The organism is Pararhodonellum marinum (assembly GCF_015354735.1).
GTDB lineage: Bacteria > Bacteroidota > Bacteroidia > Cytophagales > Cyclobacteriaceae > Pararhodonellum > Pararhodonellum marinum.
This window is the reverse complement of the sequence record NZ_JACEFJ010000002.1, coordinates 553,756-569,182: the sequence shown is the minus strand read 5'-3', so window position 1 is coordinate 569,182 and position 15,427 is coordinate 553,756. Positions and strand designations below refer to the sequence as shown.

The following is a 15,427-nucleotide window of genomic DNA, read 5'->3' as shown; positions in this document are numbered from 1 at the left end:
ATACCAAATGACCATGCCTGATTTACCGGGAATAAAAAAATTGGCTTAAATTGAAGGAGTTTTAACCGCAATAAAACCATGAAAAACCTATTAATCCTTTCTCTTTTATCAATTACCTCTCTTACTGCGTTGGCCCAAAACGTAATGCCACTATATAAAAACGCCATCCCCAATGCCATTGATGTTCCTGATGAGGAAAAATCAGAAACCAGTGAAAACGGAATCTTGAGGATCAGTAAAGTGACGAATCCTACCTTGACTGCCTATCTTCCTTCTGAGGAAAACGCAACAGGTCAGGCTGTCATCATCTGCCCTGGAGGGGGATATTGGATCCTTGCTGCCGGTCATGAGGGATCGGATGTTGCAGAAGAATTTACCCGAAAGGGAATTGCTGCCTTTGTGCTCAAATACCGCCTACCCAATGATGAAAGCATGATAGACAAGACCATAGGCCCCTTACAGGATGCCCAGCGAGCCATTCAAATGGTCAGGGAAAATGCGGATAAATGGAACATCAATCCTGATCAAATCGGAATCTTGGGGTTTTCGGCAGGGGGACATTTGGCTGCCACGGCGGGTACCCAGTATCAAAGAGTCGTCATAGACAATCCCAACCAGACGAGTCTCAGACCTGATTTTATGGTTTTGGTGTATGCGGTAGTCAGCTTTGACCCCGACATCAGCCACAGTGGTTCGGCCAAGAACCTTTTGGGGGAAAACCCCACAAAAGAAATGCTTGACCTATATTCCAATGAAAAACATGTGAATGAAAATACACCTCCAACCTACCTGGTGCATGCCAAAGATGACAATGTAAGCATCAAAAATTCCTATGTCATGGAGGCTAAGCTCAAAGAACATCACATACCTGTAGGCACTACCTATTTCGAGGAAGGAGGCCATGGCTATGGCATGAACAATCCCACTTCATCCGTCAAGTGGATGGATGAAGTGGAAAAATGGATGAAATCGACAATCATTGATTAGCCTTTTTTCTTTTTTCTTCAAGAAATTCGTAATGGCTGTTATCCACAGCCCCTCTTAGGACTTTACTTTCTGGAAGAGGACCCAGCTGTTGGACAGCCAAATCCATGTTGCGGTACATTTGTGCAGCTTTTTCCGGGTTTGCCTTTAGAAGATTGGTGGATTCTTCAGGATCATTTTTAAGGTTTACCAATAAGGTGTCATGTCCATCAACTTTTTGCTTCCAATTGGCTCCTGGAAATCCCTTATAGGGTCTTTTGATTTTCCAGTCTCCATCCCTATAGCCTTCCTGAATTGCACCATCATAGTATAGAAATTTATCATCGGCCCTTTTCCCATTTTCAAATAAAACAGCACTCAGGTCTTTCCCGTCAATCAGTCGATCATTTGGCAACTCAGCACCTACCATCTGGCAAAAAGTGGGAAACCAGTCCATCATGGTCGCCAAATCCTCATAGACTTGTCCAGCTTGGATCTTACCTTTCCACATGGCAACTGCAGGTACCCTCATTCCTCCTTCAAAGGTATATTGTTTTCCTTCTCTCAAGCCGCCAGCAGAACCTCCATGCTCTTCCATCACCAACCACGGTCCATTGTCAGAGGTGAAAACCACCAATGTGTTCTCCAAAAGACCTTCATCTTCCAGTTTCTTTACTATTTCACCAACACTCCAATCCAATTCTTGGATGACATCGCCATATAGTCCTCTTTGAGAGGTACCCAAAAATCCGGGAGAAGCATATATTGGTACATGGGGCATGCTGTGGGGGATATACAGGAGGAAGGGTTGCCCCTTGGCACCATCAATGAACTTCAAGGCTTCTTCCGTGTAATTTTTCGTAATATACTGTTGATCCACTTCAAAAGATGCCACTTCGTTGCCCCGCAAATAAACCACTGAGGCCATGTCATTGCTGTAAGGAATTCCAAAATACTCATCAAAGCCCTGATTCAGCGGAAGGAACCTTTCCATGTGTCCAAGATGCCATTTCCCGACAATGCCGGTTCTGTAACCTTTGTCCTTTAGGATCTCTGCAAAAGTGATTTCATCTGGATCCATTCCTGTGAAACTGTCCGGAAAAAAAACCCCGTTGATTCCCATTCTTTGTGGCATTCGTCCCGTCAGAAGTCCCGCCCTTGATGGACTACAAACAGGAGATGCAGACATGAATGAAGTGAATTTTATTCCTTCAGCAGCCAGTCGGTCAATATGCGGAGTAGCAATATCAGTTGCCCCATAACAGCTCAGGTCACCATATCCCAAGTCATCAGCAAAAATAAAAACGATATTGGGTAGCGTATGGGTATTTTCATCTTGTTGTTTGCAGGAAATCTGGAAAATAAACAAAAAAATTATGGCTATCCTGTAATAAGGCTTTGACATGTTTCTAGGGAATATTCGTTGCAAAATAATTAATTTGATTTGATCTGGAAATTACAAATGCTTTGGTTTTATCACAACATTCTGAAGGCTTAAAAAACCCAGAAAGGAGAAATCAACTGGTCCATTTTCCCAAATATTTGTTGCGTATTCTCGAAAACAAACTTATAAAATGATGGAAGAAATGAAACTCCACAAAAGATTGCTTTCCCTGCCAGAGTCATTTAAATTTATAGCAATTTAAATTTTGTACGTACTTTAATGCCAAACCATGAATTTAAACAGAAATAGCCTATTACTCCTTTGTGTATTCACTTTCTGCATCATTGAGTTTTCATCGGGCCAGATCCCAAGGCAATATCTGAACATCTCTGTGGCCCCGGATAAAACAGATTGGACTTACAAAACAGGGGAGAATGTGGAGTTTTCCATCAACATCACACAATCCGGCGTGGCTGTGCCGGTAGAAAATGTCAGGTATGTGGTGATGGAAGAAAAGATGGAGCCATTGAAGGAAGGGACGCTTAACTTGAAGGATGGTAAAGCCAAAACCCAGAAATTCACCATGCGGAATCCGGGATTTCTCAGGTGTGAGGTGTATGCCACCCTAGACGGTAAGGAATACAAGGGTTTAGGTACCGCTGCATTTGAACCGGAAAAAATTCAGCCCACGGTCAAAATGCCGGCTGATTTTGCTGCTTTTTGGGACAAAGCCAAGGCAGAATTGGCGGAAATTCCGATGGATTATACAATGACCCACTTACCGGAGAAAAGCAACCAACACCTGGATGTCTACCATGTCAGTTTTCAAAACATCAGAAATTCCAGAATCTATGGAATTTTAAGCATTCCTACAGGGGAAGGGAAGTTTCCCGCGATCTTGAATGTACCCGGAGCAGGGATCAGACCTTATGGAGGAGATCTGGGAAAAGCAATGCGGGGTGCGATTACTTTGCAGATTGGCATTCATGGCATTCCGGTAGATCTTCCTCAGGAGGTCTATAACAATCTATCCGCGGGAGCATTGAGCGGATACATGCATATCAACAATCAGGACAAGGACCTGTATTATTACAAGCGGGTGTATTTGGGCTGTGTCCGGGCTGTGGACTTTTTGGTCAACCTGCCTCAGTACGATGGCCAAAATCTTGCCGTTCAGGGAGGAAGTCAGGGAGGGGCATTGGCCATCATCACGGCAGCTTTAGATTCCAGGATCGACTATTTGGCAGCAGTTTACCCTGCCTTGAGTGACCTTACGGGATACCTCAACGGGAGAGCAGGAGGCTGGCCCCATGTATTTACTGGTCAAAATCTCAAGCATTACAACAAACCTGAAGTGATCGAAACGCTGGCTTACTATGATGTGGTCAATTTTGCCAGAATCCTGAAAGCCCCCGGCTTTTATACCTGGGGATTCAATGATGAAGTCTGTCCTCCCACCTCTTTCTATTCCGCCTACAATGTGATCCAAGCGCCCAAAGAAGTCTTTGTGGTTCCGGAAACCGGGCACTGGACATATCCGGAACAAGGGAAAAAAACAGAAGATTGGCTGTTTGGAAAATTTGGGGTAAAATAGGCTTCATGAATATCCGTCAGCCTGCAATTTGATACAGTTATTTTTCTTACCACAAGTGTTTAGGCGTAGAATAATGCCTCATTCCTATTTGACTTTTCCCAAAATTGATCTTACTCAATAAGTCTTTTTTTAGAACCTGACCTTCAGATTGGGTATAATCTTTTCTCATTTTTGGCTCAGTTTCATCACAAAACCTCCAAAAGGAAGCACATTTACAGAAGGTGTGTTCCCTTGCTCGGTGTCGGTTTGTCCAAAGGAAAAAGACTGATGATCTTCCCCATCTGCGAGGAGTTCGACTTCAAAATTTCCATTTTCCAGAAAACCAAAATCTACCTCAACGGTTCTGCTTTCTTCCAGTCCATTGATATAGCCTATGTACCAGCTGTCTCCGCTTTTTCTGGCAACCAAAGCATCTGAAGAGGGGTGACCTGCCAGCAGTCTGGTGTCTTCCCATACCGCCGGCAAGTCTTTGATAAAGTCCAATACGGGACTTGGAAGCTGTTTGTATTGGTCCACGGCATCTGATGGATGCACAAGCCCGCTTTCAAAAACCACCCCTAAAGCCAGTTCATGCCCATAACTGGTCTTTCTGGGATAGGTAGAGTTGGAAAATGCCAGAGGAGTATAATCCATGGATCCCACCACATTACGGGTAAAAACCAGATGGACATTATGTAGAGGCGCCTTTTCAGGGAAGTCCCTTCCGAAAATATAGGTTTCCATTCCCCTTGCGCTTTCCATGGTCAGCAGGTTTGGCCATGTCCTCGCCCAACCTCTGGGTATGGTGCAACCATGAAAATTGACCATAATCTGATGCGCAGCGGCATCCTCCAAGATCCCCATGTATTGCTCAATGATGTGCTGTTTGTCACTTTGGAAAAAATCCACCTTGATGCCTTTGATGCCTTTTTCCTTAAGCATTTTAAACTCTTCTCTCCTTGCCTCTCTTTCATGCATCCTGTCTCTCGGCATCTCAGTCACCACATTGTGGGGACCACCGGAATTGTACCATAGCCAAAGCCCCACCGATTTGGATTTGGCATATTCATTCAGCTCCCAGACATCTCCTCCTTGCATGACATTCCAATTGGCATCTATCAGAGAATACTCCCATCCCATTGTGGAACCAAAATCAATAAAGGTTTTGAGTTTATCAAAATCCTGCGGGCTGTCATTGTCACTCCACCAGCTCCAGGAAGCACGGCCCGTCTCTACCCAGGAGAAATCCTCATCTGCTTGTGGTGATGCCAGATGATGCACCATATTGGATTCAACTATGCCGGAAATTTCTTTGGAAACAGTGATGAAACGCCAAGGCATTTCCCATGGAAGGGTGTTTTCCGCATATACATTCCCTTCTCCAAAAGCCTCTCCTTCTAAAGGCCCTGCCAGGGAATATGTTGAGCCATTCCCTTCCAACCTTGATCCATAAAACCCCTCATCCAAATCGGTCTCAGAAAGCAGCACCCAATGACCTGACGTCTCAAAGAGTGCCGGAAAACACCAGCCGTTTCCATACTGAGGCCGACTACCCAAAGGCTCCCCATTGGTGTAGTATTTTTCATATGCAGGGGTATAATTGGTAATGGAATCATAGGGTTGAATCCATTTTTTACTGGATTCATTCAATTGAAATGAAGTATATTCTTTGATCACCTTGAATTTCCCATCTTGTTTTTCAGGAAATACATACCGAAAGGCAATCCCCTCATCATATGCCCTAACCACCAAATTCAGTAAACCGCCTTGTTGATTGGAGAAGGTAAGGGTCATTTCTTCTGCTTCATCTTTGTTATCCAATCGCTTTCCGGTGACCATCGTGTATGCATCTGAGTGCCTGACCGGTCCCGACATTTCCTCAAAAACCAACCCCGAAAAGAATCCTTGATCTTCCCGAGCCAAACCCAAAGGTGCAGGCAAAAGTATGTTCTTTTTCTCTGCCCCCTCCATACTGAAAACTTCGTACATGAGCCGCGAAGAATCTGATTCGAGATAAAACCTTGCAGACAGATTTCCATTGGGAGATGCTATTTCCCAAGCGTTTTCGGAAGAAGGTGGTTGGCAGGAAAAAAAAATCGGGAGAAAGCCAAACAATACAAGATTAAAAGAGAGAAGGGATATTTTCATGATGGATCAATTGGGTTAAGGTTTGAACGGGTTTACTTATCAAGTATAACAAAAACATCCTATTTTGGAAAGCATATCCCAAGATTTAGCGTCACTTAAAATCTTTATTCATTTCATCTCTTTTTTATGTGTCCTATGAAAGGAAAAAGATATATTGTAATCAATTGAGTAAAAATTAAATGAGATACCGTTTTGATAAGTCACTTTGAAATTTTGCCCTCCAAGGACTATAATTTTTCCAGTAAATCGCTTTTACAGTATTTTATGATAGGTCTTTTCACCTTGGGCACCTGGAGCTGTGGAGAAGGAAATCGGGGAACAGAAGCATCACTCGCTGATAGGGACAGGCAAAAACTGCATGAGCTGGCCAATTCTGATTTGGACTTGACCGGAATCCAACTTTCTCAAGCCTACTGTGGTACCTGTCATCTGAAACCTGACCCCGAATTGTTGGATAAAAAAACCTGGGAGAAAAGCGTCTTGCCGGACATGCGTAAAAGGCTGGGATTAAGGTTGCCCGAAGATCCACAGGTAGCCATCAATGCCATGAACCCAGAAGTCTACCCGGTGACTGCCTATATTTCAGAATCGGACTGGAAAAAGATTGAGGCCTACTATTTGGAAGAAGCTCCTGAAAAGCCCTTGCCGCAACAGGAGATCCCTGAAATCGAGAAAGGTATTCCAGGATTTAAATTGGAAATTCCAGATCTGGGAAAGCAACGGGCTCCCCTGACCACCATGCTGAGAAAGGATATGGATAGAAATCTGCTTTATGTCGGGGATAGACTAGGACAGGTTTTTGTCCTCCAATCAGACAGCATGGAAATCATCGATTCCATTCAGGTGGACAGTGCACCATCTGACATCAGATTCAGGAAAGATGGCAGTTTGGACCTGCTCACCATGGGCATCATGGACCCTTCCACCAAAGCCATTGGGCAATGGAACCGGTATCCGGGCACTGGACTCCAGGCGCCCAACCTTCAATTCGAAAACCTCAACAGGCCTGTGCATTTTGCCTTTGGCGATCTCAACCAAAACGGGATGGAAGATGTGGTGATCAGTAATTTTGGCAACCACAAAGGGAACCTTGCCTGGTTTGAGCAGACCCAAGAAGGCTACAAGGAACACAGGCTGAGGGATTTTCCGGGTGCCCGTCGGGCTTTTATTGAAGACATGGATGGAGACGGATTGCCCGACATCGTGGTCCTGATGGCGCAGGCCTATGAGGGCGTGTACATTTTTTACAACCAAGGCGGTGGCAAGTTTCTCGAAAAAGCCGCCCTACAGTTTCATCCTTTGTTTGGTTGCAGTGACTTTGATTTGGTGGACTTTGACGGCGATGGACATTTGGATATTTTATTGACCAATGGGGATAATGCGGACCTTTCCCCCATTTTCAAAAATTACCATGGGGTAAGGATTTTCTTGAATGACGGAAAAAATAATTTCGAGGAGGCTTGGTTTTTCCCTATGCATGGGGCCTCACGGGCCATAGCAGGTGATTTCAATGGAAATGGGGAAATGGACGTGGCAGCTATCTCTTTTTTTCCGGATTGGGATCAAATGCCAAGGCAGGATTTCCTTTATTTCCAAAATCAGGGAAACCTCAATTTCAAACCTTTTGCCCTTCCTGAGCCATTGATATCCAATTGGTTGATCTTAGAAAAGGCTGATTTGGACAACAATGGCAAGGAAGATTTGCTTTTGGGATCATTGATGTTTCAACCCGCCCAATCAGAAGGGAATTTTTTTGCACCTTGGGTTCCTTTTGTAGTCTTAAGGAATCATAACTGAAAATCGGAGATCACACCTTGTATTTCATATACACTTTATCCCATGGCTCCCGCATCTGTCTGGAAAGCAACTGATTGGCCAGGAAATTATCTTTAACTTTTTCTTTCACCGGATCCCATTCCAGATCTTGATTAAGCATCATGGCGATATTGCCCAAATGCGAGATGGTTATCGAACGGTGAGCGGTTTCTGCCGGTGCAGCAGTTTCCTTACGCGAGATAACACAATCAATAAAGTTGCGATAATGATTGTTGCTGGTGTACAAGCGGTCCTTTTCCTCCAGTTCAATGTCCAGGACACTTACCGGATCGGCGTGGTGTTCTTCACGAGTAGCCCATACACTGCCGGCTTCACAATGGAAACGTACACCGGATGGTATGTCTATATCTTTACCGAGATTGCTGACAATCAGTTCTACCTCATTTTCATATATGGCTTCAAAATAAAATTCAGTAGCCGTATTGTAAACCGGGTGGTTTGACCATTTTGATTTGGGATTCTGGATTCTTATGGGACCTGAACCATCGGCACCAATTCCCCACTGGGCAATATCCGGATGGTGGCCGCCCCAATCGGTAACCATACCACCGGAATAATCGAGCACCCAACGGTAATTAACATGTGTACGACAAGGCTGATAAGGCGCCTCAGGAGCCGGTCCAAGCCACATGTCAAAGTTGAAATCTTTAGGTACAGGTAGTATTTCGGTAAGATGAGCGGTTTTGCCAAAATCAGGTGTCCCGCCGGGAAGTCCACAGGTAACCTTCTTTAACTTTCCTATTTTGCCACTACGGACCATTTCTACCGCCCAGCGGAAATGTTCATTGCTGCGTTGCTGGCTACCGGTTTGAAAAACCACATTGTGGTGTTTTACCGCATTGCTCATGTCCCGTCCTTCCTGAACAGTAAGGGATAGGGGCTTTTGGCAGTAGATGTCTTTTTTGGCAGAGGCAGCCATCATGACCGGGATGGCATGCCAGTGGTCCGGTGTGGCAATTTCTACTACATCAATATCTTTTCTTTGTAATACTTCCCGAAAGTCCTCATACCCTATTGTTCCTTTGTATCTTCTTCCAAATTTCTTCTGATAGGCCTGGTCCACCATTTCCATCATAAACTCCCTACCGGCAACTTTTCCGTCCCAATAACCATCGCTTTTTTTATTGACATCACAAATGGTGGTGATCTGCACTCTTTCATCCTGTAAAAATGAACGTGTGTCATTGCCGCCTTGATTACCGGCACCGATTACCGCCATGGTAATTCTATCGGATGGGGCGACAAAACCATTTTTACCCAAAGCGGATGCAGGAATAATGGTCGGCACTGCAATCATAGCACCCAGTGCAGCACCCCCTTTTTTTATAAAGTCTCTTCTTGATGCTTTCATAAATTCAATTCTCTTAACCATATATTTCGAAAACTAATTTTATTATCATGGTCCTGCAACATCAAAGGCCCTTTGGTAGCATGCTCTGGCAATGCTTTATTAAAAGCTATGGTAGGTCCTTTAATCTCTACATGGTACTGAATCAAAATACCGTTGTGAAAAACAGTTACCCTGCCAGGTTCTTTTTCCATACCTTCATTGTTGTATACCGGTGCTTTGAAAACAATATCATATACTTGCCATTCACCCGGTGCGCGAGAAGCATTTACCATGGGCGGATGTTGCAAATATATAGCACCTGCCTGTCCATCCGGATAGGTTTCATTGCGAAAAGAATTTAAAATTTGAACTTCATATTTGCCCATCAGGTAAATACCGGAATTACCGCTTTCCTGATTTTTTTTACCGATATCCTCAGTAGGCGTACGCCATTCAATGTGTAATTGTATGTCGCCGAAATGATCTTTTGTATGAATGTTTCCGGTGCCGGGATTTACGGTGAAATGGTCACCCTCTCCTATCCATTTGGCAGGTCCGCCTGTTACACTTTCAAATTTATCCAAATTACCACCATTGAATAAAACCACAGCATCGGAAGGGGCATTCCATTTTTCTGCCGGATCCACCACTTTAGGCTGGGGCAATTCCTGACTTTGTACAGCAAATGCCACTAGGAAAAGACTCAGTATTAGCAAATTCACTTTAATTTTCTTTTCCATAATTTGTTTCACCTCCTTTTGGGCGTAAAATGGTAAATCAATATAATTCTCGCCATCAAACTGGAATATTCGGTACATTCCTGCCCGACTCCAGGCGGGCCTGCTCTGCGACATGCGGGGGACTTCCGACTTTGTGCCGATAGCTATCGGGATCCGACCAGTGTATTGGGTACATGTATAGATATTTATTATTTTTTTCTGAATACTCACATAAGACTATAGTTTAATTGGCCCAAGTTGTTACATTCAAGAAGGATAGGTCTAGTTTTCGAGACTCTCCTAAACTATTGAATACGGTCACTTGAGTAGCATTTTCAGGTATGATAATCTTTCTGCTGGAATGGGACAAATAGGAAGAACCATGATAGAGTTCATGTATGGTTTGGTTGCCGTTTTTCAATTGAATCACCACTTTGGTATCCAATGTCTCTGGCCTGAAAAGGCCTTTTGAACTTAGGCTGGGTGCAGAAAATGCCTTGAGATCCGCGTCGTTGGAACTGACCAGGATCAAGGTTTCACCGTTTTTGGAAAACAGGCGGACCATCCCTTTGGCATCAGTATCCACAAAAAATCCAGATTCTTGATGGCGGATAGGGGTAAAATCCCCTTTCCCGTTTCCTTTTAACAGCAAACCAATCCCGGCATCATACCAGCCGGAATGGATTTCAGCAGCATAACTGTTTCCCGCAAGCAACACATCAAGGTGCCCGTCTCCATCAAAATCTCCTGCCTGCAACCCAAACACCGGCGAAATTTGGGCTTCCAAAGGAAGCGGAGTCAGCTTGAATTTACCTCCTCCCAGGTTTTCCAGAAAGGAAGACGCCATGTGATCAGCAGTCAATTGTAAGGCGTTTCTCCTTTCCTCTTTGGTAAGCACATTATCAATGTTGGCCTCTCCATAGATCTGATACCTTGGAAACCTTCTTTTCATGGAGGGGATTTGACTGATCAGGTTATCCCTTGGGTGTACGGGATATTCCCGGCCTTGAATGAAGCGGGTCATCAAAGGATCAATGCTGCTGTTCCGGTCAAAATCATAGGCATACAGTCTCAGCGGTGTCTCTTTGGATGCTTTGTTCTTACTGTTCAACCCCAAATTCCCCAAGACATAATCGGTTTTTCCATTGCCTGTGAAATCCCCCGCGGTAATGCTGTTCCACCAGCCGCTGGTGTTTTTCAGACCGGTGGATGCCGTCACCTCTTTGAATTTTCCTCCCTGATTTTGAAAAAACCTGATAGGCATCCACTCTCCCACTACGATCAGATCCACCTTCCCATCTCCGTCAAAATCCGTCCAAATTGCATCGGTCACCAGTCCCAAATTCTCCAGTTCAGGCAGGACTTGCTGTGTTACATCCTCAAACCTGCCTTTCTTGTTTTTTAAAATGTAAGACTTCGGTGCAAGAGGATATTGACCAGGAATTACCCTGCCTGCCACAAACAAGTCCAGCAATCCATCTCCATCAAAGTCTGCTGCCGCCACCTTGGAGCCACTCCCCAGTAATTTGGGCAATGCTGCCTCATCCAAGGTAAAATTTCCTTTTCCGTCGTTGAGGTACAGCCTGTCCTGATAGTGCTCAGAATCTTGAGGATGTACGCTGCCTCCTGACACCACATACAAGTCCAAATGACCATTTCCATTGGCATCAAAAAACAAGGCACCCGTTTCATCCGGCCCAGGATCAAAATCAAATGGTTTTGGCACAAAACCATCTCCGGCTTGCAGAAACAGCTGACCTGAAAATCCAGCAGCACCTCCTATGTAAAAATCCTCCAGGCCATCCCCATTCACATCCCCCACAGCCATTCCGGGCCCATTTCGGGAAAACTTATGGGGAATCAAAAACTGGTCTTTGAAATCAGAGTAGTCCATTTCCTCATGCTTGTATTGCAGCCCCATGGTACCGCTAATATCAGTGAAAAGGATCTCTTTGGACTTTTTGGATTGAGGTTTTGTCCCAGAAGGCTCTTCAGCATCTTCCTGTTTGAGTGTCAGTCTTTGGTTTGCTGAAACCTGATGCAATTCCTGATATCGCCCATCAGGCCATATTACCTCAATTTTATCCACCAGCTCTGTTTCACCCAAGCCAAAATGGGCTTTTTCCGAAATGCTGGACTTATAGCCCCGGTAAAGGTGATGTTCATGAAACTGCATGGTTTCTCCTGTTCTAAGGGTGATTTTGGTCCCCAATGCCTGGGTGTTTGGGGCCTCTCCCACTAAGCTGATCTGCAGCCAATTGGTGCCCCGGTTTTGATCAGAATGGTTTTGGTATATTCCCGCTTCCCCATCAATGTTGTTGATGACCATGTCTAGGTCTCCATCATTGTCCAGGTCCACAAAAGCAGCTCCATTGGAATAGGTAGGATGTCCAAAACCCCAGCTTTCAGACACATCTTTGAAGATCAGACTGCCATCATTCTTGAACATGTAATTGTGGACATGGGCACCGGGCAGTTTTTCCAGCTGAACCATGGCTTCCTCCCAGTTGGCCCGTTCTGTCCCAAACATATTTTTTTCTCTGTTGTAAACTATAAAATCAAGGTTGGTCACATCCTTACGGTAGCCATTGGTAATGAAGAGGTCTTTGAATCCACTGTTGTTGAAGTCAGCAAAAAGTGGGGCCCAGCTCCAGTCGGTCTCATGCATGCCAGCCAATTGACCGATTTCGCTAAAGGTGCCATTGCCATTGTTCATCTGAAGGGTATTGCGAACATATTGCGGGGTATATCCCAATGAAAGGATCATTCTGAACTGATTGTAATTGATGTCCGGAAACATGGTTTTTTGCCTAAGGTTATCCGGAGGAAGCATATCCATAACAGCAATATCCACATAACCGTCATTGTTGAAATCCGCTACATCCACCCCCATGCCGTTAAAACTTTGGTGTTTCAGATATGTACCCGCTTGGTCTGTAAAGGTACCATCCTGATTGTTGATCCACAGCAGGTCATTGGTCAGAAAATCATTGGCCACATAAATGTCCGGCCAGCCATCCAGGTTAAAATCGGCAATTGCAACACCCAAGCCATATCCTTCTATCAGAATACCCGCTTCTTCCGAAACCTCTGTGAAAGTACCATCCCCATTGTTCCGGTAAAGCCGGTCGGTGTTCATGGCTTCACCCTGCGTTTTTTTGGGTCTTACGAAATTTTTATTGCTGGTTTCGTAAGCATTGGTCAATACATACAGGTCTAGGTGCCCATCCCTGTCAAAATCAAAAAAGGCCGCATGGGTACTGTATCCCCTGTCCGCAATGCCAAACTCCTCCGCTTTTTCCGAAAAGGTTCCGTCACCATTGTTGACATACAGGCGGTTGGCACTCAATTCTGGGTTTTTATTGGCCACCGATAAGTAGATATCAGTGAGCCCGTTTCCGTTGATATCGACCATGGAAGCTCCGGTGACCCATACATCAGTTTCAATCCCGGCCTGCACAGTGATGTCTTCAAATTCAAAATTACCTTTGTTGAGGTAAAGTCTGCTGGAAACCATGTTTCCCGAAAAGAACAGATCCGGCAAACCATCATTGTTGACATCGCCCACAGCCACACCGCCGCCATTGTAGATATAATCATAATTCAGGGCATTGAGGGTGTCATTGGTTAAGATATCATTGGAAAAATGGATGTTGGTGTGGGATGCAGGCATTTTCTGAAACAAAGGCTTCTCTTCCTCAGTTTGCCTACAGCTAGCTAGACCTAGGATGGATACAGCCAAAAGAAAAAATAATATGTCAATTTTTAGGTTCATTTGGCTAAGAATTAGGTAACAAATGGGTTGATCAAAATAAGGCTGAAATCATGCATTTCAAAATAAAAGACAAGGAAAAGGCTGCCAGTCAAAACTGACAGCCTTTTGTTCAATAGGCAATAGATCAATTTCTATCAATATCCAGGGTTCTGCACAAGATCAGCAGTCAGATCGATTTCCCTTTGAGGATATGGTTTCAAAAGATGCGTGGTATTCCAGTTTTGATTGGCCAAGCTGGAACCGAAGTCAATGTCGGTCGCGATGTTGATCAGGCCGGCATTGTGCCACCTGACCAGATCATTGTAGCGATGGCCTTCCAGTGCAAGTTCGACCCTTCTTTCATGCATCAACCATTCCAGCATTTGCTGTGATGAAGCTCCCGCAGGCCGGTCTGGCAGGATATTTCCGGAAGGGTCAGCTCTTCTTCTGACCATATTGATCAGTTCCGCAGCCCTCGCTACATTGCTATTGCCAAGCAGTTCTGCTTCTGCCAACATCAGATAAACATCGGCAAGTCTGATCACCCTTTCGTTATTGGAACCGGCATTGGGTTGGGGATAGGTAATGAAATTCCGGATGTATTTGGAAGGAGTGGCTCCTGTAATGGACCAGGCTGGATTGTAGGGGACTCCAAAATAATCATCCCCTTCCACAAAAAAGGTATGGAATATCCTCGGGTCTCCGGGTTCAAATTGATCTTGAAGCGGTTGGGTGATATGAATTCTTCCATATCCATTGCCATTGGCTCCTGGAGCACAAACACCCAGAAAGCATGATGCTCGGAAATTTATGGTCCGCCCAGTACCTGCATGCCCTACGTTTTGATTTTCATTCAACCCGAAATCTACTGGTAACCATGGATTGAAATCTCCTCTTGAAAACTGAATTTCAAATATGGACTCGGAATTGTTTTGATGATCCTCACTGAAATTGTGTCCATAGTCCGCAACCAAACTATATTGGCCACTATTGATCACTTCATTGAATTCCCTGATCGCATCGGTATAATTTTGCCTGTACAGGTAAACCTTGCCCAACAAGGCGGTGGCTGCCCCGCTTGTAGCCCTGCCCACATTGGAGGCATTCCAGCTTGCTGGCAGATTGGCCTTCGCATTGATCAAGTCCTGAATGACAAAATCGAGTACTTCACCGGGAGCTGAATTGCCTATCCTTGAACCTTCCAAAGACGTTACTATCTCAGGCACCAATGGAGGATTACCCCAGTGAATGGCCAAGTTGAAATACATGTAGGCTCTTATAAATTTGGCTTCTCCTTCGAATCTGGCCTTTTGGGCATCAGTCAACTCTGAATTAGGCAACCTGTTGAGGATGGTATTGGATCTCATGATGCCTTTGTAGGATTCCTGATAAATCCAGGAGAAGTTCCCGTTATTGGGCAACCAGATAAAATCCACATTATTTTCATTACCCTGACCACCATGCCTGCTATCATCTGATGGATATTCAATCCCATTGTAGTGCCCCAATCCGTTCTGTTCATAGTAGAAGTTTAACAAGGTACTGTAAGGAGCCAAAGAGGCCGCTTCAAAATCATCTATGGTAATATAAAAGGTCTCTGAATTCAATTCTCCAAGGGGTGCCAAATTCAGTTTATCTTCACAAGAGGCCATGGTCACCAATGTCATGATGACACATAATGCTCCAATTTTTAATATTTTCATGGTTTTCATAGCTTATG

General features: G+C 44.6%; 9 protein-coding genes. 3 read left to right on the top strand and 6 right to left on the bottom strand.

What is annotated here, in order from left to right:
- Positions 1 to 78: 78 nt before the first annotated feature.
- A complete protein-coding gene (locus H1A14_RS06225) occupies positions 79 to 987 on the top strand; it encodes an alpha/beta hydrolase (protein WP_194775351.1) in 909 nt (302 codons plus the stop codon).
- On the opposite strand, the gene H1A14_RS06220 is transcribed toward H1A14_RS06225, so the two are convergent.
- Positions 977 to 2,368 (bottom strand): sulfatase family protein, encoded by a 1,392-nt coding sequence (locus tag H1A14_RS06220; protein WP_194775350.1) that lies wholly within the window; start codon positions 2,366 to 2,368, stop codon positions 977 to 979. The two genes, H1A14_RS06225 and H1A14_RS06220, sit on opposite strands and share 11 nt — an antisense overlap.
- A 268-nt stretch (positions 2,369 to 2,636) precedes the next feature.
- On the opposite strand from H1A14_RS06220, the gene H1A14_RS06215 reads away from it, so the two are divergent.
- Complete coding sequence (locus H1A14_RS06215) at positions 2,637 to 3,941, top strand: acetylxylan esterase (RefSeq protein ID WP_194775349.1); 1,305 nt, start codon at positions 2,637 to 2,639, stop codon at positions 3,939 to 3,941.
- Between the two features lie 165 nt (positions 3,942 to 4,106).
- On the opposite strand, the gene H1A14_RS06210 is transcribed toward H1A14_RS06215, so the two are convergent.
- A complete protein-coding gene (locus H1A14_RS06210) occupies positions 4,107 to 6,068 on the bottom strand; it encodes a glycoside hydrolase family 97 protein (protein WP_194775348.1) in 1,962 nt (653 codons plus the stop codon).
- A gap of 192 nt (positions 6,069 to 6,260) precedes the next feature.
- Between H1A14_RS06210 and H1A14_RS06205 the strand changes: the two genes are divergently transcribed.
- Positions 6,261 to 7,865, top strand: a complete 1,605-nt coding sequence (locus tag H1A14_RS06205; RefSeq protein ID WP_194775347.1) for an FG-GAP repeat domain-containing protein — start codon at positions 6,261 to 6,263, stop codon at positions 7,863 to 7,865.
- A 10-nt stretch (positions 7,866 to 7,875) separates the two neighbouring features.
- Here H1A14_RS06205 and H1A14_RS06200 read toward each other — a convergent pair whose 3' ends face one another.
- From H1A14_RS06200 to H1A14_RS06185, 4 genes are all read right to left on the bottom strand, one after another.
- Positions 7,876 to 9,255, bottom strand: coding sequence for a Gfo/Idh/MocA family oxidoreductase (locus H1A14_RS06200; protein ID WP_194775346.1), 1,380 nt, complete (start codon positions 9,253 to 9,255; stop codon positions 7,876 to 7,878).
- Entirely contained in the window at positions 9,252 to 9,974 is a 723-nt protein-coding gene (locus H1A14_RS06195) for a 3-keto-disaccharide hydrolase (protein WP_194775345.1), read from the bottom strand. Before H1A14_RS06195 ends, H1A14_RS06200 begins: the two co-directional genes overlap by 4 nt.
- Before the next feature lie 223 nt (positions 9,975 to 10,197).
- Positions 10,198 to 13,728, bottom strand: coding sequence for a VCBS repeat-containing protein (locus tag H1A14_RS06190; RefSeq protein WP_194775344.1), 3,531 nt, complete (start codon positions 13,726 to 13,728; stop codon positions 10,198 to 10,200).
- A gap of 134 nt (positions 13,729 to 13,862) precedes the next feature.
- Positions 13,863 to 15,410, bottom strand: coding sequence for a RagB/SusD family nutrient uptake outer membrane protein (locus tag H1A14_RS06185; protein WP_228527609.1), 1,548 nt, complete (start codon positions 15,408 to 15,410; stop codon positions 13,863 to 13,865).
- Positions 15,411 to 15,427: the final 17 nt, after the last annotated feature.

Bases quoted from the DNA above. Each gene is read 5' to 3' on its own strand.
- H1A14_RS06225 (WP_194775351.1), top strand. From the start codon at position 79: ATGAAAAACCTATTAATCCTTTCTCTTTTATCAATTACCTCTCTTACT.
- H1A14_RS06220 (WP_194775350.1), bottom strand. From the start codon at position 2,368: ATGTCAAAGCCTTATTACAGGATAGCCATAATTTTTTTGTTTATTTTC.
- H1A14_RS06215 (WP_194775349.1), top strand. From the start codon at position 2,637: ATGAATTTAAACAGAAATAGCCTATTACTCCTTTGTGTATTCACTTTC.
- H1A14_RS06210 (WP_194775348.1), bottom strand. From the start codon at position 6,068: ATGAAAATATCCCTTCTCTCTTTTAATCTTGTATTGTTTGGCTTTCTC.
- H1A14_RS06200 (WP_194775346.1), bottom strand. From the start codon at position 9,255: ATGAAAGCATCAAGAAGAGACTTTATAAAAAAAGGGGGTGCTGCACTG.
- H1A14_RS06195 (WP_194775345.1), bottom strand. From the start codon at position 9,974: ATGGAAAAGAAAATTAAAGTGAATTTGCTAATACTGAGTCTTTTCCTA.
- H1A14_RS06190 (WP_194775344.1), bottom strand. From the start codon at position 13,728: ATGAACCTAAAAATTGACATATTATTTTTTCTTTTGGCTGTATCCATC.
- H1A14_RS06185 (WP_228527609.1), bottom strand. From the start codon at position 15,410: ATGAAAATATTAAAAATTGGAGCATTATGTGTCATCATGACATTGGTG.